The sequence below is a fragment of the Ruegeria sp. AD91A genome, from assembly GCF_003443535.1.
Classification (GTDB): domain Bacteria; phylum Pseudomonadota; class Alphaproteobacteria; order Rhodobacterales; family Rhodobacteraceae; genus Ruegeria.
Window position 1 is genome coordinate 2,220,615 of record NZ_CP031946.1, and the last position, 21,483, is coordinate 2,242,097.

The window sequence follows — 21,483 nt, forward strand, 5'->3', positions numbered from 1 at the left end:
GGGTGCCGAGGTAAGTTCACCCCACGCGACACTCAGTCGAGTGTGTTCTTGTAGATCACGCCATCTTTCATGATCAGATCGAAGTTGTTCTCGTAGTCCGTCATGATCAGGGCATCCTCGACCGGGTTTCCGTCGACCAGCAGAATGTCGGCATAGGCACCTTCGGCAATCACGCCCAACGGACCCTCGGGATAGGGATTGAGTCTACCCGACAAGGCCAACAACTCACCGGCCTTCGAAGTCGCCTGGACCAGCACTTCGTAGGACGACCATTCCTCGAGGCGGTACTGGAATTCATCGTTCTGTTTGGTGAGTGCCGTAGGGTCCCCGATAATCTCGGTGGCAAAGGCGACCTTTTCGATGCCGGACTCTTTCAGAAGTTCTATCTGGTTTCTGGCTCCAGCCTGAGTATCCCTCTTAACTGATGCTGCTGACCGCTTCAGTGATCGTAGAGCCAAAGCTCGAAAGCTATTTAGACTCCGCGCGCAACACAGGGCACTTTTAGTGGAATGAGAAATTCGCCATGCAACCAAATGAGCGTTCGAAGCAGAAACAATAAAAGCTGTTGTGACGTTTGTTCCGCAGTTTAGAACAACTGCTTCTCTTTTGCCAGTAGTGCGGCTTGCGTTCGATTGGAAACGCCCAGTTTTGCCAGCACGTTTTTTACATGCAGCTTTACCGTGACCTCTTGGATTTCCAGATTTCGAGCAATTTCTTTGTTGGAAAGGCCGTTGCAGAGCTGTTCCAGCGTTTGCATCTCCCGGCCGGACAGGGTGGCAAAAACGCCAGATGACTCCACTGGCTCATCTGCTTGTCCGAAATCAAAGGGAAAATACCGTTCGCCTGACAGTACAAACTTGATGGCGTTGACTAGCGACACGGCTTTCAACGACTTGGGAATAAACCCGTTTGCACCGTTCTCCATTGCCTTGTTGGCAACCTCTCGGTTAGCGACACCTGACATCAGTGCAACCTTAGTCGCAGGAAAGGCCTGACGGGCGCGACTGAGGCCATTCAGGCCGTCCATTCCCGGCATGTGATAGTCGAGGATCAGCAGATCGATGGAATCCAGACCGCGCATCAATTCCAACGCTTCTTCCAAATTGGCAGCGGTTTGGACTTTGAAGTCGTCTACGGTTTCCAGATAGGCCGCGATTGTATCGCGGACCAGATCATGGTCGTCAGCTAACAGGATATTAGGCATGTCCACAGTGTCCTTACGCTGAACGCATTCACAACCAAAAAATCAGGCCAAAACATGACAGAACTATACTTTGGTATAGTTGCCTATGCCAATGCTCTGATGACCGTGGGGGATCAATAGTTATAACCCAGTTTACCTGACCCGGAGTCTATTCAATGGCACAAAAACACTACTCGCGGATTTACATCGTGCTGTTCATGCTATTGCTGAGTTTAGTCACTCCGGCCACAGCTCGGGCAGAGATGACGTTGGAGGTAACAACATCAGGCTCTAACTCCGCAACCGTCGAATTCAGCCTTCAAGATCTTGACGCAATGGACCAGGTGACATTCAGCACCTCAACGATCTGGACAGATGATAAAGTTACGTTCTCGGGGGTGCCGTTAAAAGCCCTGCTAACCGAATTGAACACAAACGGCACCAGTATCGAAATGGTGGCCTTGAACGATTACAAGGTCACGATGCCACTGGCGGAACTTGAAAACGACGCTCCGATCATCGCCACTCGCATGGATGGCGAAACGATGTCTGTTAGGGACAAGGGGCCGTATTGGGTTGTTTTCCCATACGATCAGGATCCCAAATACCGGGCTGAAACGATCTACACGTTCAGCATATGGCAGCTTAAGCATTTGAAAGTCGTAGATTAACACGCGGAGTGTGCTTACGGTGACCTCAAGCAGGAGGTTGCAATTGAAGCCAGAGTTGAACCGATACCGTCTCTTGGTATTGGCAGGCATCTGCCTGTTGATCATCTTGTTCGCAACAATGGTCTCGAACCTGTTAACACAGGTACGCGACTTGTCGAGCGCTGATGAAGACAACATACAGTGGAGCATTTCGCAGATTGACATCGAGTTTGCGAACCTCGACGCCGTTCTAACCGAGCAAATTGCTGCACAGACAGGCTTCTCTGACCAATTACAGTTGCGTGCAGATATTGCCTTAAGTCGTTTGAACGTTGTCAATTCTGGACGGGCTCGCGAAATCTATGGTGACAGTAGCGAAGCGGCTGAATTGATTGAGAAAATCGAGGTCTTTGGGGACGATGCCGTTGCAATTTTGGATTCGTCCGAGCCACTGGACGAAACTGATCTTTTTGAGCTGAAACGCTTGGTTCGTGACGTTCGCCCTGTTGTTCGAGAACTTGCATTGCTGGGCGTCCGGATAGTTGCCGAGCGTTCCGAAGCCCGGCGCGCTGAATTGGCGGGCCAGTTGTCTCGAACCGGGGGAATTGCAGTTGGTTTATTGATCCTTATGGCACTCTTGTTACTCTTCATGGATCGCCTTTTGCAGCGCTCCGTTCGCAGGGACGCGGCTCTATCTGCATCGTCAAAGCAACTTGCATCGACCGTCGCTGCATCACTAGATGCGATTGTAACTTCAGATAGCTCCGGACGTATTATCGAATTCAACGCTTCGGCCGAGCGCGTTTTTGGTTGGACCCGAAGCGAAATTGTTGGGTTGACGATGGAGGACACCTTCATCCCACAGCGTATGCGCGATGCGCACCACAATGGCATGAAGCGTTACCTAGAAACGGGCGCGCCACGTGTCGTTGATGCCGGCCGCGTCGAGCTTGCGGCTTTGCGCAAAAGTGGCGAAGAGTTCCCAGTCGAGTTAAACGTTACAACCACTCATGATGGTGATGACACCAAGTTCATTGCCTACATCCGTGACATCAGCGAGCGTAAGATCAACGAGCAGAAGCTGATTGATGCCCGCGACCGAGCCGAGAGGACGGACAAGGCCAAGTCACAATTCATGACAGTGATGAGCCACGAAATGCGCACCCCCTTGAACGGTATCCTGGGTGTGCTTGATCTGCTTAAGACTACCCCCCTAAACGACCAACAGGCTCGCTATACCCGCATTGCAACATCTTCCGGCGAGGTTTTGCTGGAACATGTGAACGAAGCACTTGATATCACTCGTATTGAAACGGGTAATCTTCAACTGAACTCCGAAGCCTTTGATCTAACAGAGCTAATGCAAGCGTTGGTCGAATTGTTTGAACCACTCGCCAATGAGAAAAATTTGGCTGTGAAACTCAACATAAACCCAGCAATGCAAGGGCCATATCACGGTGATTCCGGGAGAATTCGCCAGGTACTTACCAATTTGATCGGAAACGCAATTAAGTTCACTGAAGATGGAGAAGTCACTTTACGCGTCAGCGGCATTCATGGCCCCGAAACCTCTTCACTTCGTTTTGAAGTGGTCGATACCGGCATCGGAATTCCGGCCGAACAGCACGAACAGGTGTTTGAGGATTTTATTGCCCTCGCGAATAGCGAAGGTCGCCAGGCTCGTGGGGATGGTTTGGGTTTGTCCATCTCTCGTCGCATCGCGCGGGCGATGGGCGGGGATGTGTCCCTAAAAAGTGTCGAAGGTGCGGGATCGTTGTTCATCTTAACTTTGCCTTTAAGACGCACGGAACCTGAGACGCGAGACGACAGTGACAATCTGGCCCAAAACGCCAAGCAAGCGCCCTCATGCAACATCCTTATTGTCGAAGATAACAGCATCAACCGCAGTGTCCTGTGCGACATGCTAATGACGATGGGACACACTGTACGCGAGGCTGTTAACGGCGAAGATTGCCTACAAAAGGCCAAGAACGAGGTGTTCGATATCATCTTGATGGACATCAGCATGCCAGTCATGGACGGGATTGAAGCGACCGAACGCTTACGCCGCAGTAACGGGATAAACGCCGGGACACATATTGTCGGATTAACAGCCCATGGGCGCGAAGAATACCGTGAAAGATCTGTAGCTGCGGGCATGGATCGCTTTCATACCAAGCCCATCAGGTTGGAGGCACTGCACAACATCGTTGCAGAAGTCACTTCAAAGCACTTGTCCAAACCGGACTCGGAACATTTTCCCGAAGCGCTTGCTGAGATGATCGAATTGTTGGGCAGTGACAAGGTCGCAAACATCGCGGAAGAATTTCTGGCAGAGGTGGCTGAATTTACGGCGGACCTTCGCGCGGCGAGCGACCCGCCCGATATGCTGGCTATCGCTGAAGCAGCCCATAGAGCCAAGGGCGCCGCATCTCTTCTGGGGCAGATAGAACTGCGCGATGCTTTGGAAAAGCTGGAAAACAACGCGCGCGATAGAAAACTCAGGGCACTTCAGACGTGGGCCGATAGACTTGACGACGAGGCAGTAACATCAAAATCGGTACTTGATGGGGCCATCAACCGCCACGCCAACACCCCATAGGCCTATCCGCCCTACCCGTTGGGATAGCTGCCCCAGCCTTAATCCCCCCAATCTATACTCTCGCACCCCGGCACGTTTTGCTCCGGGCCTCTACACCTGAATTCATCTTGAACAGGGTCGCCTGGAGGGGCCCGCGTAGAGGAACATCAAAATGAAATATTCAAAAAACATCATAGTGGTCGGTGGCGACGGATTCTGTGGCTGGCCAACGGCGCTCCACCTATCAAAGTTGGGTCATAACATTACTATCGTCGACAACATGTCGCGCCGTGAAATTGATGCGGCGTTGGGCGCTGACAGCCTGACGCCGATTGCCTCCATGGATGATCGACTGGCCGCATGGAAAGAGCATTCAGGCAATACCATTGCATTTGAGAACATCGACATTGCACAGGATTTTGACGCGGTCACCACTTTGCTGGACAGGATCAAACCAGACTCCATTGTGCATTTTGGCGAGCAGCGCGCTGCCCCTTATTCGATGAAGGGTGTCGTTGAAAAGCGCTACACTGTCGACAACAACATTTCGGGCACTCACAACCTACTGGCGGCATCGGTCGCACTGGGTTTGGACCCACACTTTGTCCACCTCGGCACTATGGGCGTCTATGGATACGATGATGACGGATTGGAAATTCCTGAAGGCTACTTGCCGGTCTATGTGCCTGGTGATGACAAGCAGATCACGAAGCGTGATATCTTGTACCCGACCAACCCCGGCAGCGTTTACCATCTGACGAAATCCATGGATCAGCTGCTGTTCCAGTTCTACGCCAAGAACGATCGGCTGCGGATCACCGACCTGCACCAAGGTATCGTTTGGGGAACTCAGACGGACGAAACCAAACTGGACGAACGCCTTATCAACCGCTTCGACTATGACGGGGATTATGGAACCGTATTGAACCGTTTCTTGATGCAGGCCGTTGTTGGCCACCCGCTTACGGTGCACGGAACAGGTGGCCAGACACGGGCGTTCATCCACATTCAGGACACGGTGAAGTGCCTTGCCCTGGCCGTTGAAAATCCGCCTGAAAAGGACGGCAAAGTTGCGATCCTGAACCAAATGACCGAAACGCATACCGTGCGCGAGCTAGCCAAACTGGTTTCTGATGTTTCCGGCGCTCAGATCGCCAACGTAGACAACCCGCGCAACGAAGCTGCTGAAAACGATCTGCGTGTTTCGAACAAAACTTTTCTCTCTCTGGGTCTGAAGCCCATCACGCTGGCCGAAGGGTTGATCGAAGAAACACAAAAGATTGCCGCAAAATATGCGGACCGGTGCATTCACAAGATGATCCCTTGTGTATCCACCTGGACCCACAAGCAACGTCCAGGCATCGTCTCTCCAAAGCCACGCAAGGTGGCCTGACAACTTCGCACCGCTCGCGTTGGACCTGCTTGGAGGTGGGCCTAACGCGGTCGGTTTTTATAACCATAAAATTACAGTGAAAAACATGCGCATGATTGGCATTGGGCTCATGGGATTTCTCTTGGCAGGCATAGCCCTCCTGCTATCGACAATGAACATTCTGGAACAAGGAAAACGCTACATCCATGAAGTAACGTCCGGCCCGCAATTGGTGTTTGAGCACCGTACACCCGCCAAAGCACAAGACTTGTACGAAGCAGTGATATTGCGCGCCGATCCCGACAATCCAGTCATTTTATCCGGTTTTCCCGCCTACCAGAGCGTCGCATTCATGATGCCAGTGGATGCACGCCCGACGTCTGGATACCTCCAAATCGATGCAACGTCTCAGGTTCTGGTTGGGGTTGAAGGGGTGCTACGCATCTCAATCAATAATACCCGTCGAGGCGAGATGCTGCTGCGTTCAGGCGAGGTGGGACGTTCCCTGCAAATTCCTCTTTCACAGGCGGACTTTGCAGGGAACCAACTGGTCGTTTCTTTCTCGCTGCAGGGCACTGGCCCTCAAATCCAGTGTGGTTCGCAGGATGGTTTTGAAGCCGTTGTTGAGATTGAAACGACCAGTGCCGTTTTTTTGACGCTGGATCGACCACTGCACAGTGTACGCGATCAGGTACATGCCTGGGGTAATGTCGTGCGCGTTGCATGGCCCGACTGGCTGAAAAAAGACGAACAGCTTCGCCGCTTGGTGTTGGCAACCCAGTTCCAGCGACGGGGCCTTGCAACCGTGTTTGCTCCGTCCTCACAAGAACCAGCTCTAAATACCCTCGAGCTACGCGCGGCACTTCCAGCCTTTCCTGAAACCGATGTAAGCGCGCAAACGGTAGGCGCGTTGGCGCAAAAGGGAACGAATGGCGGTTTGCGTCGCTTTTACAGACAAGCTGTATGGCGTGAGCGGTTCGAACTGGGAGGCCACAGCAGACAGTACATACCCAGCCAGTTGGACCTTCGCATGCAGCTTGGGCACCTCATGCATGGTCAGAATTGGTCGCTCACCGTAACGCTGAACAACCGGCTTGTTTTTCAAGAGCATACCAATGGGTCTGACGCCGAGTACCAAACGTTAATTGACCTCCCGGTTGATATTCAGGTCGCCACAAATACGCTCGAAGTAGTGGCGACAACGACCGCTCCGAAAGACGGCGTGTGTGATCAGGGTCCTGAACTGGTGGCGGAGTTACTACCTCATTCCCGTTTGATCGTTAGTGACACACCCTTTGCCAACGCAATGTCCGAATTACACACTGCTTTGCACAGTGTTGGACCGGTCAACGTTGCCATGACTTCAGAACTGACCGCGCTGGACGCTGCCGCGGCAAGCCGCATGTTGGATCTGGTGGTACCTGCCGGCGTTGAACTCAAACCGGCTGCAAGGAAGGTTCACATCAATGTTCTGGGCCCAGGTCACCCTGCCCCGCTTTTACCTAATGGTGGCACCACCTGGTTAGTCACGCAAGTCAGTGCCACCCAAGGCTTGTCCGTTAGAAAACTACTACCGAACGAACCACTGTCGCATGTCGGTCTTGCACTGCTGGTGACGCCCGCCGCCCCGGTATTACCGGAGGCAAAAGGATGAGTGACCTTGATGACAGGCGCGAACAGATCAACTTTGTCTCGGTCGACAGCGCACCTAAACGTTTTGCCGGATCGGTTTCTGAATGGCAGGCACCCAAGATGCTGGCGGTGTTTGCGCTGCTTGCCACAACACAACTTTGGATCGTGAACACTGATTTTGTCGCACAGGTATTTCCAAACCGTGACTATGTGTTTTCGGCCCATTCGGGGCGGCACGCCATTGCGATTCGGATCTTCCTGATCTCGTTCTTTGTTGCTTTTGCTGCATTCAGCTCCGGCGATTTCCGTGGGCGTTCGATGTTCGGCCTCGATCTGGTACTGACCTTTCTGGCAGGCTGCGCAGTATTCGATCTGGCAAATGTCATGGCAGAAGACATACTCGGATCATCCTTCTCCCTGCATTTCAGTGCCATTGCGTCTGGGCTGTTCGGCTTTGCGGTGTATTCGTTCAAACTGCTGGAGCGTGGTTTCATGCCGGCCCGCATCCGGGTCGAGCATATCCCAGTTAGTCAGATGCGTGCTTTATTGCGCCTTGGCGTCACAATTGGCATCGCGGCAGTAGTCGCGATGTGGGTTGGTGGTATGGAACTGCATGCGGTCGAAGTGATGCGCAACTTGACTCTGCTAGGCGGCATTGGTCCGGGTGTGTTCCTGTTCCTGCCCGTGCTTTTTGGGCAGCTCTATCTGCTTGCGATCTACGATGTGGTGACTGCCAAGACGCCCAAGTTCAATCCACCCGTTTCGGTCATCGTGCCTGCGCACAATGAATCCTACATCATCAAAGATACAATCAACGCGATGGACCGCGCCGCCCACCACTATGGTGGCGAAGTTAACGTTCTAATCATGAACAACAATTCGACCGACGACACAGAAGAAATCGCGCGCGAGACACTCTTGTCATGCAAGGCCGCAAAGGGGCGCGTAATCAATGTTCCGAAGCCCGGCAAATCTAACGCTCTCAACGCAGGTCTTGATGCCTGCGAGACCGAGTTTCTTGTGCGTGTCGATGCCGACACTCTTGTGGGCGAAGATAACTTTTCCCGAGCTATGCCATACTTCACCGATCCCTCCGTAGGTGTTGTAGGCGGCGTGCCTGTACCACCAGGTGGAGCCCTTTTTGACCGGGCGCGCCTGTTGGAAGTTCTCGTGAAACACGGCTTCTACTCAGTTGCCATAGGGGCAGTGAATGGAGTTGTGGGTATACCGGGCATGTTCGTTGTCTACCGCACGCATCATCCACGCTACCTGGGCGGGTTTGTTGAAGGGATGAATGGCGAAGACACCGATATTTCGCTGCGTATTGGCGAGCTGGGTTTCCACTCGGTTGTCGATCCCAAGATCCGCTACATTTCCGAAGTGCCGTCAACCTACAGCCACATGCGCGAGCAACGCATGCGGTGGTTCCGCTCAATCTATCACATCTCGTCGCGCTGTCGGGACCTGATCTATGGACCAAACGTGACGTTGAGGGGGAAGGTTATCCTGCCCTACATGCTGGTAAACTCCGCACGCCGCGCGATGCTTGTCCCTCTGATAATTTTTGGGGCCTTAGAGTGGGGCGTCGCGTTTAACGAAAATACCCCTATCGTATGGCAATCCATCGTGGCCGTGACCACAGGTGCGCCTGCGATCGTGGCAGTGGTTGCTTCACTGCTAAACGGTGTGCCGCGCGGCATCCTTGCGCTACCAGAATACCTGATCTTTCGGGTCTTGCGGGCCTATTTCACTCTCGAATCTATGCTCAGCATTCTGATCGACATCCGTGCCGAAAACCTTGAGCTCGCAATCCGACGCGACATCGTTCCCGACAAGCCCAAACGCGTAGCATGATGACGACATTTCATTCACTGCCACAAAAGATTGGCCGACACAAACTATGGGATTAAGTAGAGGAGCGTAAAATGAGACAAATAGCTTTGGCTGCTACCTTAGCTTTGACTTTGGCAAATGTGGGCGCTGCTCAGGAACAACGCTTACAATTCAAGGCCATTATCAAGCAGGAGCAGGCCGATCCAGTTGCGGCACATGCCGCAATGACGTCTTTGGCAGAAAGTGGGTACGTTCCAGCAATCGATCGGGTCGGATACTATTTCCGAAATGGGATCGGCTCGCAAAAAGATCTAAAAGCAGCGCGTCAATGGTATGCGAGCGCCGTCGATGCTGGTCACCCTTGGTCCACTGCATCTCTGGCACGAGTTGAAATGGAGATGGGACGGGGTGACGTTGCATTGGAGCTCCTCCGGGCTGGCGCCCGCGACAACCAACCCGGCGCAGAACGGCTTTTGGCAACGGCACACATTGATCGAAAGTTGGGCGCCGCTTCAGACGTCAAACAAGGACGAGCGATCTTGGAGCGTATGGCGGAGAGCGGTGATCAAAATGCGGCACGCGATTTAGTGGTGCGCATAAACTGGAAACGTTTAAGAGGACCGGCGCCCGATACAGCCGTAGAGCAAGTTGTGCGTGCAGGCCTTGGGGGTGACGCGAGGTACGCCGCAGTTGCACTGGTCTATCTGTCTTCGCAGCCTGATAGAAGCGAAGAGGCTGTTCAAACGCGCGCCATGCTCGTGGAAGTTCCAGGCATTTCTGATCGGGTGTTGTCGCCAGAGCTGATTAAGCTTGCTGCAGAAATACGTCCCACTCAATTTTGGTTGGAAGTCGAAGATATTCTTGAAAACACTCAACCAGAAAACTACGCCAAGGCAGCAAGCACGGCCTTTTGGATCAACAAGAATGCGTGGGTTCGCGTGTTACAGAAAGAACTTCGCGCATTCGGTTATTATCAAGGTCGGATCGATGGGATGATGAACACACGTACAATCATGGCTCAAAACCGTTTTTGCAGGGATCGCGAGCTTTGGTCAATTTGCGCATCAGGTCCACTGCGCGGAGCAACCGTACGGACCATGGCAAGTGAAATTGCAAAGGAAAAGCATAGCAGCAAAATTGACAATATTGCGCATCCGGGTTCGTGAAGTGAGGCGGAGCAAATGGAAGGTTTTAGACATTCAGGTACGGACTTTTGCGATCCGACTGAAAAGTTCCGAGCGCGCACCTCGTTTTGGCCTCAGAGAAACACAAATACTTGGTGTTTCACTTTGTCGCTACTAGCCATCAACGTCGCTGAAGCGGTTTTATGTGAAGCGATCTTTGGTTGAGTGATGGCCCTTCAGTGGAACAAGTACGAAAGGCTGCCTCGCGGACAGAGCCGGCATTGGCAATTCCGCCTTGGCTAACGCTGCATCGCTTTGCAATTGCAGCGAGTCTTTTACCGCGACGCAAACCAGGCTTAGTAAGCTGTCATTGGTCCAGTTCGTATTCGGAACGCCAACTGCTAGCATGACCATTTTCGGATGCAAGAAAGCTCCAACCTATCCATCGCCGTTGGACCCATCGGAAAACCACTTCAAACCTGTCCGGGAAGCCACAGAACGATAGCAGGGAAAGCAACAAGCATCGCAATGGTCGCAGCATCCGCGAGAAAGAAAGGCGTTACACCTTTAAAAACATCCTGAACGCTTAGGTCATCACGCACGCCAGCCACTACAAAGCAATTCAGCCCGATGGGTGGGGTAATCAGACAGAACTCGGCCATTTTTACGACCAGAATACCGAACCAAATGGCACACATCGGTCCAGACATACCGAAGGTACTGTCAGCTGCGCTTACGGCCTCGCCACCATTCAGCGCCATAACCGCGGGATAAACAACCGGCAACGTCAGCAACAACATTCCAATCGCATCCATGAACATGCCCAGAACGGCATAAGCCAGAAGGATGCAGATCAGGATCAGCATTGGCGACATCTCGAGCGAGGTGATCCAGTCGGAGAACGCGATGGGCAACTCTGCAAAACCCAAGAACCGAACGTAAACCAACACGCCCCAGATGATGGTAAAGATCATGACGCTCAGCTTGGCCGTCTCCAGCAACGCGTCTTTAAGTTCGGACCAGCGCATGCCCTGATATAGCGCCATCAGAAAGACAACGAAGGCACCGATTGCGCCACCCTCGGTTGGCGTGCCCCAAGCATCGCCTCCGAATGGGTTGTAGACAAAGAAGATGATGGTAACGACGACAAACAAGATAGGCAGTGCGGGCGGAAGAGACATGAAACGCTCTTTCCATGTAAAGCCTGAGACTGCGGGACCAAAGTCTTTGATCACGACGGCCATACCAATGATCAGCAAACCATAGATCACAGCCGAGAACATGCCCGGGATGAATCCGGCTAACAGCAGTTTGCCCACGTCCTGTTCCACAATGATCGCGTAGATGACCAGAATGGCCGAGGGAGGGATGAGCGAGGCCAGCGTACCGCCTGCCGCCACGACACCCGCAGCAAAGCGTTTGTCATAGCCGATCTTCAGCATCTCGGGGATGGCGATGCGAGCGAAAACGGCGGATGTGGCAACCGAGGCTCCGGACACTGCAGCGAACCCGGCGGTCGCGAAGACAGTCGAAACCGCCAACCCGCCCGGGACCCATGCCAGCCAACGCTTCGCGGCTTCGAACAGTGCTTTGGTCAGGCCCGCGTAGTAGGCAAGGTAGCCAATCAGGATAAAGGTCGGGATAAGGCTCAACGCCTGGCTTGAAATCTTGGAGTGCGGCACCTGCCCCGCTGTTTTGACGGCCACAGTCACAGCCTTGCCGAAACGCGCCGGGTCGTACCCAAACTTGGCCCAGAAGATCCAGATCAGACCAACCATGCCAGCTGTCGCGGCGGCAAAGGCCACGCGCATCCCCAACACCACAATAACAAGCATACCGCCCGAGACGATCAGACCAATATCAATGGGTTCCATCAGATTTAACCTCAGTTGTCGTGGCCCGAGACGTGCTCGGCTTCCATTGCAGCTTGAGTGGCTGCATCGGCTATTAGCGGGACGGCAATAGGTGCCTGATCCGGGTGCCTGATCGCGCGACCGTAGGCCCAGATCTGTAGAGCAAGCCTTAGGCAAAGCACGCTAAAGGCGACGGGGGCCAACAGCTTTGCGGGCCACAGCGGGATACCTATGTCGATGGAGCTGTCGCGGCTCCAGAGTGGAGCACCAAAGTCAAAGCTGCGTGCGAAATGCGCCCAGCTCCCCCAAATCAGCAAGACGATCAGCGCCAGAATGACAGTGGTTGTGACGAACTCAACGATATAGAGCGTCCGGCCTCTAAGCGCTCCAACAACCATGTCCATTCGGATATGACCGCCATCACGCTGCGCATAGGAAATCCCCATGAAGGCGATCAACGGCATGGCCTGCTCGATCCAGTCAACGTAACCGGGAAGTGGCGCATTGGCGAAATTCCGACCACCAACGGAGACTACGGCCATGACCATCAGCGAGAAAACTGCGAGGCCGCTGATCAGGGCCAGAAAGCTTTCCAGTTTGTAGAGATGTTGATCGAGAATGCTGAGACGGCTGTCGTCGGACAGCACCAGGGATGACCCGGCCATCGTTTTACTCCGCTGTCAGGAAAGAAAGAACCCGACGCCAATCAAGCCGACGCCGGGTTGTGAGTGGATTAGCTGCCGTTTGCGATCTTCCCAGTCACAAGGTCATAGAGTTCTTGTGCTGGTAGGCCACGCTGGGTGTTTTCTGCAATCCAGGCCTCGGCCGCGGGGGCGGCAGCGGCTTCTCTGAACGCTGCGATTTCTTCGTCGCTGAAAGTGACCCGTTCGATGCCGCGTTGATCCAACTCAGGGCCCCACGCTTCCATCGTTTTGGTCTGGTAGTGGCTCACGTAGTGATCCAATGCCTCATCCACCGATCCCAGCAGAGCTTCGCGGTGTTCGTCAGATAGATCTTCCAGTGCCAGCGTGTTCACCACGACAGGGCAGTTGACGGTGCCGGGATTGAGGTTCGTCGTCCACCACGTGCCATTTTCAATGGTGCCAAAGGACATATGCGCGTGTGGCGCAAAGCTGACCGCTTTGACGATGCCGCTGTCCATTGCCTGACGCACTTCGGATGCAGACATCGAGGTCGGAACTGCTCCAACCGTCTCCATCGCTTTACCGATGCCGCCAGTCGCCCGAACGCTCAGACCTTCGAAATCGGTTAGGGATTTGGGTGCTTCACCAACGCCGACAAGGTTGTACTGCGGCAGCGGCGACGGCATCAGGAGCGTAGCATCCCAGCGGGCCAGATCCTCGACAACGGCAGGGTGTTGGTAGACAGCCATCGACAGGTCAACCTCTTGGTCCAGCGATGTCACACCCAGAAACGGCAGTTCCAGAACGGTGATCGAGGGGTTTTTGTCGCGATGATAGCCAGCGCAGAACTGGGCCATTTCAAACGCACCGATCGAAATCCCATCAAGATTTTCTTTGTTCTTCGACAGACCGCCATAGCTGATGTTGAGTGTGAATTCGCCGCCCGTCTTTTCGTTCACCAATTCGGCAAGTTTCTCGACGTGTTCGGTAAAGGCGCGACGTTTGCCCCACAGGGAAACGTTCCATTCGACAGCCAGTGCTTCGGATGCAACGGTCAGCGACAGGGCGGCAATGGCCGCCCGGTTAAGATGTTTGCGCATAATGGCTCCTCCCAGATCATGCAATGTGTTTGGGCAGAGTATTCAGGATGCGCAGCAGCCTGCCTATGAAGGAAAATGCGCGTGAAGTTTCGGAGTCCCTGCGGATATCCGCAGAGTGGTTTCTCCTACAACAGCGCCTCTTTATCGAGACCGAGTTTGACGATCTTTTCGTTGAGTGTCCGGCGGCCAATCCCAAGCGCTTCGGCGGCGGCATCCATACGGCCTTTATGCGCCTTTATGGCTTTGCCGATGAGCTCGCGTTCAAAAGCGGCAACCGCTTCGCGCAGCGTATCCGGCACTTCATCGAAGTTCTGATCGCTTTGGATAGCCTGCACCACCGACCCTCCTCCGCGTCGGGCCGCCAAAATGCGCCGTTCGCAGACATGGCGCAATTCACGTACATTCCCGGGCCAGTCATGTGCTAGCAGAGCGGCCAAATCGTCCTGATCGAGTTCTGGCGAGTCTATCTCATAAACCTGCGCGTATTCGTTCAGGAAATGCGTTGCCAACAGAACAAGATCATCCCGTCTTTGACGCAAAGGAGGTAAAGACAGGACAACGGTATTCAATCGAAACAAAAGGTCCTGACGCAGGCGACCTTCCGCGGCTGCCAGTACAACATCTTCGTTGGTTGCTGACACGACCCTGAAGCTTACTGGCACTGGCGACACAGCCCCCACCGGCAGCACCTGCTGATCTTCGATGACCCTTAACAGCTTGGCCTGCGCTGCAGGCGTGCATGAGCAGATTTCATCCAGAAACAAGGTCCCGCCCGATGCCGCCACAAGCCTTCCGTCGGATTCACCTGCGACGCCGAACATTTCCGCTTCAAACGTATCGGCCGACAACGCGGCGCAATTCAGCGCTAAAAACGGTGCCTCCGGCGAGCGGCCCAAATCATGTAAAGCATGAGCAACCAGCTCTTTCCCGGTGCCCGTATCCCCCTGCAACAAAACCGCAACCGAGGTATCAGCAAGATCAAGTACATCTTGTCGCAAGTCTGTGATGGCGTCTGTTTGGCCCAGCAGGATGCGGTCAAGGCCTGACAGTTTGAACAGCCGGTCTTTGAGGCGGGCATTGATTCTTCGCATTCGGTTTTGTTCAGCCGCGTGCCTCAGCACCGTAAGCAATCGCCGTGGCTCATATGGCTTTTCGATGAACCCATACGCCCCGTCCTGTATAGCCTGAACCGCCATCGGGATGTCACCATGTGCCGAAATCAATACCACCGGAGGTGCCACTTGCCTGTCCAGGGTGGCCAGCAATTCAAGTCCCGACATGCCGGGCATACGCACATCCGACAAAATGACATCGGGCGAGGCGTTGGCCAGATGTTCCGTCACCTGGGTCGCACGTGGCAAGGCGCTGACAGTCCAGTCGGCGGCTTCGAGCAATTCGACAAGAGATTGTCGCAGAGATTTGTCATCATCAACGACCAGAACTTTAAACGGTTGCCGCTGGGTCATTCGTTCGTTTCTTCAGTAATAGAGGCCATCGGGAAGGTGACACGAAAAACTGTTCCGCCGCCATCACGATTTCGGGCCGTCATCGTGCCATCGTGATCTTTGACAATGCTGGTGGAAATGGCCAGTCCCAAGCCCATGCCTCGCCCGCTCTCTTTTGTGGTTACAAATGGCTCTTGCAACTCAGCCAGCGTTGCCTCGCCCAACCCGTGACCGTTGTCCTGAATTTCCAACACTGCCTCATCATCAGATGCCATGATAGCGATTTGAATTTCAGGCGCATCCGCTTCATCCGTTGCATCTATGGCATTGCGCAAAAGATTGGTGATGACCTGTTCGATCCGCAGGGCACTGCCCCGGATAAAGACCGGATCGGTCGGCGCATCAACTGAGATTTTCACTTTGCCCTGCTCGATGTTTGGCGCAACCAGAGCCAAAGCGGCATTGACCGAAGTGCATAAGTCTACGTCGTCAAACGCCTCACTCTCTGAGCGCGCGAAGAACCGCAATTGGCGCGTGATCCCTTCCATCCTGTCGACTAGACTTCCAATTTTTTGCGGCAGCTTGGACTCACCGGAAGATGAGATCTCTTCTGCCACCAGGTGATTGCGCATCGCAGCGATGGGCTGGCCCAGTTCATGCGTGACCGACGCGGATAATTGCCCCAGAGCCGCCAATCGGCTTGCGCGCTCCAACTCGCCTTGGGTGCGTTTGAGGCTCCGCTCGGCTTTCTTGCGGTCGTCGATTTCGATAGCGAGCCTTTCATTTGCCTCCCGCAGCTTTGCTTCTTCCTCTTCCGACCGCTCCAAGGCCGCGCTTACGCGCCTTGCGCGTTGTATCTGGAAAAAGATAAATGCGAGCCCCGCCAAAAGGACAAAGACTGCAGTTACAAGCCAACTACGTGCTACGGCCTGATCGTCACTTGCAAAATAGTGAAGCGACCAGCCATGGGGTAAATCCGTAGCTGCAAGGTGCAGGCGCTTTGTACCAGCAATTCTGGCCTGATCTCCCGGCAACTCAACCCAATCCAACACATCTAAGTCTTGCCCCGGAAACTGCCTGGCATCTCGAATCCGTTCTTGCTGAGTTTCTGACAATGGCGTCATCGCGCGATATTGCCAATCCGAGTTCGAAGAAAGCAAAACGACGCCGTCTTCATTGGCCAAAAGAACCTGCTCGCCCGAGTTTTTCCAGCTTTCCTGAAGGTTGGAAAAATCAATCTTAATAGCAACGACGCCAGCTGGTTTTCCTGCTTCGCCACGCACCGCATTGGCAATGAAATAACCCGGCAATCCTGTTGTTGTCCCTATCGCGTAAAACCGCCCCTGGTCGCCGGAGAGAGCCATTTGGAAATATGGGCGGAACGCGTAATTCTGTCCTACAAAACTTCCGGCCTCACGGTAGTTGGAAGCCGATATCGTTATACCATTCCGATCCATCAGATAAATCGCGTCCAGGCCTGCTTGCGCTGCAAAATCCTCGAATCTCTGATTGAGAATTCCGGTACTGTCACCTTGCGCAGTTCCGATTACAAATGGGTCTTGCGCCATTACGTATGTGAGATGCGAAAAGCGCTCCAGCTCAGCGGTGACCGAACTTTGATAAAGAGAAAGCCGTCCCTGTGCTTTCGAAAGCTCTTCCGAAAGGAAATACCTGTAAGATGACAGGTAAAGGCCGGTGCTGGCGACAACTGCAGTAACCAGGATCGCAATATGTGACGATGACCGCATTAAGCACCCTTTGATCCCATAAGATAGGAACATAGTAGCTTGGGATAGTCTATCCCACACGCTGGGCGTGAGCGTAAGACACTGCTGCGTTGTGAATGAACGGCCAGTTTTCAGCCGCGTTACGGAGTTTGATTTTCTGCGCCAGCAACATCTGTCGCACTTTGCACGCGCGCAGCATGAAACTAATATGACTGAAATGGGCTCACTGTCGGCATTCTCTGCGGTGGGCGTCGATTGGCGGTAAGAGCCCTTACCTGCCTTTTCCAAGCTACTTGACCTCTGCGGGTGCATGCGTCCTGTAAGCGGGCAAAGTTGCCGTACATTTGTCTTGACGAGGTCACCCGCAATGTAGCGTGTTAGTTGTCAGAAATGAACCAACTAACCTCAGCCAAGCGGAACGCCATACCCTATGCCCTTGCGGTCGTTGGTGTGCTTTTTGCATCCATCTGTTTTGGCCTTGTACCCTACTTTAGCCGTGGGCTCACCGATCAGGGCCTCGCTCCCTATGCGGTTGCCTTTTATCGGTACATCTTGGCAGCGGTTGTCCTTTTGCCCGCACTTGTAATGCATCGCTCGAAGTGGCGGGAAATCGTCTGGGGCATGGTTGCAGGCGCAGTGATGGGTCTTGGCTGGGTCGGCTATGTTACCGCTCTTGAGACTGTTCCTGCATCGACGGTTGGTGTTCTCTACATGACCTATCCGGTGTTTACGATTGCTATCGCATGGGCGCTTTTTGGTGATCAACCAACACGGCGTAGCCTTATTGCGGCTGGATTGATCGTTGTTGCTGCGATATCCGCAGGTTCTCCGGCATCTGTGCCTCCAGACCAAATTCCAATCCTGCTCGTCTCATTAGCGGCACCTTTCGGTTTTGGCTTCGGCATATGTGTTCTCGTGCACCGCCTGTCACGTATTGCGCCTTTAGCCAGAATGGCGTCAGTCTCGCTTGGGTCAGTCATTGGCCTTGCCCCTCTCATTCTTTCATCCGAGGTCGGCGAAATCCTACCAGAAAGTGGGGACGACTGGTTTCTAGTTGTCGGATTTGGCCTTGTAACGGCGCTTATTCCGCAACTGATTTACACGATCTGCTCGCCTATTATTGGGGCAGCGCGCACTGCTGTAGTTGGAAGTATTGAACTACCCACGATGTTTGCTGTTGGCGTTCTTGCATTCGGTGAAGTAATCACGGGTGTACAGGCACTGGCCTGCGCGCTGGTTTTGGGTGCGATAGCTCTCACTCAAAGTCGGTCAATTCAAACTGTGACGACCGTGATCAGCAAGGAGCCTTAGAGGTAGCTTTGGTCTCGTTGCCGACTTTCTCTACGGCGATTTTGGACAAGCAGATTGAGCTCTTTGCAGACCACCGCTAGCACGACTGATTTTGCCAGCGCAGCACGTCGAGAACCGCAGAAACCGGACATTGGATTTCCTAGGCGGGATTGGTGGTCAGCAGGACATTGCTGCCGTTTGCTTCCGAGGATATTGCTGACGCAGCATTTGCTCGCACTTGCAGCACGGTCATCTTTGCACTGCGCCGAGGTCACTAGAGCGGCCATTGTAAACTGGTCTAAGCCGTCAAATCCAAACTGCTCTTTGGCTCTTTCGCTGTTTGGTTGAGCAGTTTTCGAGACGCGGATCTAGGCGACGCGGAAACTTTGAACTTCGCTGACGCCGCATCATTTCGCGGTCGCAGCTTTGCTACTATTGCTTCGCAAAGTGAGTTAGCAATGCTTTTGTTTGATGATATCGATTTGCGCCGATTTGAATTCGCTCTTTCGCTTTCTCGCACACATGTCAACGGAGCGCCGGTATATCCGGCGCGAAATCCCACATGTAATGCGCGGGCGTCACGTCGACCTTTGCCCGAATCCCGATCTGTTTTGCAATCCCACCCAGCGATCATGAGAGCGTCCGGTAGCCGTGGGACGCCCTCAAATGCTCGTGCGATCAGGCAAGGCTTGGAGGACCGTTAGGGCAGTCGATCAGATACCCCCAACCGCCGTTTTCCAGCTTTTTGGCAACTTCGGTGGATTGGCCTTCGGCCATCACATTACCGTCCGGGGCAATAACGCGCCAGTTTGCGCGCAGCAGAGCGACATCGCCACTAATGGCCTCGCAGAACACCTCGCTTTTGATCTGAGGGCGGATGTCCAAGAATCCTTCAAAGGCTTTGCGAGCCCCTTCCAACCCTGTCAGGGGCGGCTGGTCGGGTGGAAAGAAGATCTGGCAATCTGGATGGAACATTGAGGTGATGCCATCCAGATCACCTTCTTGCAAATAAGCGCTGACGCAATCAGCGATTTCACCGGGGTGATGGGCGATACGTTGTGTCATGTCGTTGCTTTCAGATTAGAGGTGATCAGAAATCGAATGGGCCTGCCGCGCGTAGAGCATCGGGAAGCCATGTTTCCTGAATGTGCAGCCAAGTCACCGGGTCGGTCATTTTCATCAAGACGCTGGACACACGCGCGTTTTTCTTTTCGACTGACAACGCGGCACCTATCTGCCACTCGGTATATGTTACCATCACCAGATCACCGATTTCATGCCGGATGGTGACGTCGCGGATTTGGATGCGGAAGTCCTTGTTCGAGCCATACCCGCGGTCGAACCCGCCCTTGAGCATGTCGCTTGTCATGATGTGTCCTTCGGGCGGGATGAAGACGACATTTTCATCCAAGCGTGACAAGAACCGTGGCTCCAGTTGGTCGCGCTCTACGGTTCCGTTGAACCACTCGGTAAAGAAGTCGTGCAAATCGACGATTTCCTTTGTGACAATCTGAAGTGTTTTCATCTCGAACTCCTGGGGTCTTGGTTTTTCCTGAAAGAGGTCCGGTCGCGCCAGATCAGGCGCGGCGGCGACGGCCTAGGCCGGGCCGTTGTTGTCGATGTCGAGGAACATCTTCCACGCTCCGTTTTCGTCGCGCTTGTACCCAAGCACCAAGCGGCCCTCAGGCTTCTTGACCTCGCCTGTGTCGCGCATCTTCATCGTGCCGTAGAAACGGCCGGACACGATGGCTGTGTCACCGTAGACCTGCAGATCTTCGATGTCATAACCAGAGGTGATTTCTGCGGCGGCAATACGCGGGTTGTATTTGTCGCGAATCGCTTGCGTGCCGATTGTTACGGGCTGGCGTTCGTTCACCGTCATCACATCAGGATGGCATGAAGCCACCATCCGTTCGGTGTCACCACTGTCAAGGCCATTGTTCCATTCGCCGATGGCGGCTTGGATTTCTTCACGTTCGGTCATTGTCTTGCTCCTTGGGTTGTTGATTGAAGAACCGGTTATCGACCTGATCTTCGTTGCCACATTTTTGCGTCTTGCTGAGTATGTATGGCGCTGCTAACGTTAGAATAACCCCACTTCATCCTGACAGTGCGATCGGAAAAGCGAACAATGGCCCGTAGTAGCTTTGGTGACATTCGTGTATTTGTCGAAGTCGCGCGCCGTGGTGGTTTCCGCGCGGCGGCCGAGCATCTTCAGCAAGCTCCGGCGTCGGTTAGTGAGGCAATCCAACGTTTTGAAGACCGTCTGGGCGTGCGGCTGTTTGAACGTTCATCACGGTCCGTCGTGCTGACACCGGTAGGCGAACAGTTCTATGTAAAAAGCCTGCCCGCCATACTTGATCTGGAAGGCGCGCTGGATGACATCCACGCGCAGAAAGATGAGGTCGCAGGCACCTTGAGGCTTTCGGCCCCTTACAGCGCTGGCCCCTTCTTTCTGGATGATCTGGTCGCGCGTTTCGCGGCTGCATTTCCAACGGTCGATGTCGAAGTGATCTATGATGATCAGAAGGTCGATCTTCTGACGTCAGGCGTCGATGCCGCCATCCGTTCAAGCACGCTACTCGGGCCAGATACTCATGCTGTTTCTGTTGGGCCAGAGCTGGAGATGACCATCGTCGCTTTGGCTGAGTACCTTGCGCAGAAGGGGACACCCGACCATCCGCGGGATATCCTAGATCACGATGCAATCTGTTATGCTTTTGGCTCGGGTGATAATCTGGCCGCGTGGGGGTTCAACGGGCCAGAGGGTATTTACACGATACAGCCAAAACCGCGTATGGTGGCAAACGATATGCGGTCGCTTCTTGCCTATGCAAAGCAAGGGCTTGGTCTTGCATATCTTTACAGAGAAATAGCTGTGCCTCATTTGGAAGAGGGTGGCCTGACCGAAGTTCTTAGCGGCCAAGTGGGACAGCTTCCGCGCTATTCTTTGAATTACCGCAGTAAGCGTAATATGACACGACGGCTCAGAGCGTTTGTCGATATGGCAAAAGCGTCTGGCAAGGCGGCGTAGCGCAGGGTTGGGGCG

General features: G+C 53.9%; 18 protein-coding genes. 8 read left to right on the forward strand and 10 right to left on the reverse strand.

The genetic code is table 11. From position 1 onward, the window contains the following. Positions 1–32: 32 nt before the first annotated feature. On the reverse strand, positions 33–458 hold the full coding sequence (locus tag D1823_RS22110; RefSeq protein WP_117869959.1) for a hypothetical protein: 426 nt from the start codon (positions 456–458) through the stop codon (positions 33–35). A 128-nt stretch (positions 459–586) separates the two neighbouring features. Then, entirely contained in the window at positions 587–1,204 is a 618-nt protein-coding gene (locus tag D1823_RS11105; protein WP_117869960.1) for a response regulator transcription factor, read from the reverse strand. Positions 1,205–1,359: 155 nt separating this feature from the next. On the opposite strand from D1823_RS11105, the gene D1823_RS11110 reads away from it, so the two are divergent. The 6 genes from D1823_RS11110 to D1823_RS11135 all read left to right on the forward strand — a co-directional run bounded on the left by D1823_RS11110 (position 1,360) and on the right by D1823_RS11135 (position 10,417). Beyond that, positions 1,360–1,854 (forward strand): molybdopterin-dependent oxidoreductase, encoded by a 495-nt coding sequence (locus D1823_RS11110; protein WP_117869961.1) that lies wholly within the window; start codon positions 1,360–1,362, stop codon positions 1,852–1,854. A 43-nt stretch (positions 1,855–1,897) separates the two neighbouring features. Beyond that, positions 1,898–4,435: an ATP-binding protein gene (locus tag D1823_RS11115; protein ID WP_162896814.1), complete on the forward strand. Its 2,538-nt coding sequence runs from the start codon at positions 1,898–1,900 to the stop codon at positions 4,433–4,435. 151 nt (positions 4,436–4,586) lie between these two features. Then, complete coding sequence (locus D1823_RS11120) at positions 4,587–5,807, forward strand: NAD-dependent epimerase/dehydratase family protein (protein WP_117869963.1); 1,221 nt, start codon at positions 4,587–4,589, stop codon at positions 5,805–5,807. Between the two features lie 19 nt (positions 5,808–5,826). Further along, positions 5,827–7,440 (forward strand): cellulose biosynthesis cyclic di-GMP-binding regulatory protein BcsB, encoded by a 1,614-nt coding sequence (locus tag D1823_RS11125; RefSeq protein WP_162896815.1) that lies wholly within the window; start codon positions 5,827–5,829, stop codon positions 7,438–7,440. Continuing rightward, positions 7,437–9,272: a glycosyltransferase family 2 protein gene (locus tag D1823_RS11130; RefSeq protein WP_117869965.1), complete on the forward strand. Its 1,836-nt coding sequence runs from the start codon at positions 7,437–7,439 to the stop codon at positions 9,270–9,272. The genes D1823_RS11125 and D1823_RS11130 overlap by 4 nt, the downstream gene beginning before the upstream one ends. Positions 9,273–9,343: 71 nt before the next feature. After that, entirely contained in the window at positions 9,344–10,417 is a 1,074-nt protein-coding gene (locus tag D1823_RS11135) for a hypothetical protein (RefSeq protein ID WP_162896816.1), read from the forward strand. 431 nt (positions 10,418–10,848) lie between these two features. Here D1823_RS11135 and D1823_RS11140 read toward each other — a convergent pair whose 3' ends face one another. From D1823_RS11140 to D1823_RS11160, 5 genes are all read right to left on the reverse strand, one after another. Further along, positions 10,849–12,249, reverse strand: coding sequence for a TRAP transporter large permease (locus tag D1823_RS11140; RefSeq protein WP_117869967.1), 1,401 nt, complete (start codon positions 12,247–12,249; stop codon positions 10,849–10,851). An 11-nt stretch (positions 12,250–12,260) separates the two neighbouring features. Continuing rightward, a complete protein-coding gene (locus D1823_RS11145) occupies positions 12,261–12,893 on the reverse strand; it encodes a TRAP transporter small permease subunit (protein ID WP_117869968.1) in 633 nt (210 codons plus the stop codon). A gap of 68 nt (positions 12,894–12,961) precedes the next feature. Beyond that, the gene (dctP, locus tag D1823_RS11150; protein WP_117869969.1) at positions 12,962–13,972 is read right to left on the reverse strand and encodes a TRAP transporter substrate-binding protein DctP; all 1,011 of its coding nucleotides are present in this window, start codon (positions 13,970–13,972) and stop codon (positions 12,962–12,964) included. 125 nt (positions 13,973–14,097) lie between these two features. Continuing rightward, the gene (locus tag D1823_RS11155) at positions 14,098–15,438 is read right to left on the reverse strand and encodes a sigma-54 dependent transcriptional regulator (RefSeq protein WP_117869970.1); all 1,341 of its coding nucleotides are present in this window, start codon (positions 15,436–15,438) and stop codon (positions 14,098–14,100) included. Further along, complete coding sequence (locus D1823_RS11160; RefSeq protein ID WP_371415273.1) at positions 15,435–17,432, reverse strand: ATP-binding protein; 1,998 nt, start codon at positions 17,430–17,432, stop codon at positions 15,435–15,437. Before D1823_RS11160 ends, D1823_RS11155 begins: the two co-directional genes overlap by 4 nt. Before the next feature lie 102 nt (positions 17,433–17,534). On the opposite strand from D1823_RS11160, the gene D1823_RS11165 reads away from it, so the two are divergent. Beyond that, a complete protein-coding gene (locus tag D1823_RS11165) occupies positions 17,535–18,455 on the forward strand; it encodes a DMT family transporter (protein ID WP_117869972.1) in 921 nt (306 codons plus the stop codon). Positions 18,456–19,112: 657 nt separating this feature from the next. Here D1823_RS11165 and D1823_RS11170 read toward each other — a convergent pair. The 3 genes from D1823_RS11170 to D1823_RS11180 all read right to left on the reverse strand — a co-directional run bounded on the left by D1823_RS11170 (position 19,113) and on the right by D1823_RS11180 (position 20,418). Then, positions 19,113–19,499: a nuclear transport factor 2 family protein gene (locus D1823_RS11170; protein ID WP_117869974.1), complete on the reverse strand. Its 387-nt coding sequence runs from the start codon at positions 19,497–19,499 to the stop codon at positions 19,113–19,115. A gap of 25 nt (positions 19,500–19,524) precedes the next feature. After that, entirely contained in the window at positions 19,525–19,959 is a 435-nt protein-coding gene (locus D1823_RS11175) for a hypothetical protein (protein WP_117869976.1), read from the reverse strand. A gap of 72 nt (positions 19,960–20,031) precedes the next feature. Beyond that, complete coding sequence (locus tag D1823_RS11180) at positions 20,032–20,418, reverse strand: DUF4440 domain-containing protein (protein ID WP_117869978.1); 387 nt, start codon at positions 20,416–20,418, stop codon at positions 20,032–20,034. 147 nt (positions 20,419–20,565) lie between these two features. On the opposite strand from D1823_RS11180, the gene D1823_RS11185 reads away from it, so the two are divergent. After that, positions 20,566–21,468 (forward strand): LysR family transcriptional regulator, encoded by a 903-nt coding sequence (locus D1823_RS11185; RefSeq protein WP_117869980.1) that lies wholly within the window; start codon positions 20,566–20,568, stop codon positions 21,466–21,468. The last annotated feature ends 15 nt before the right edge of the window (positions 21,469–21,483 follow it).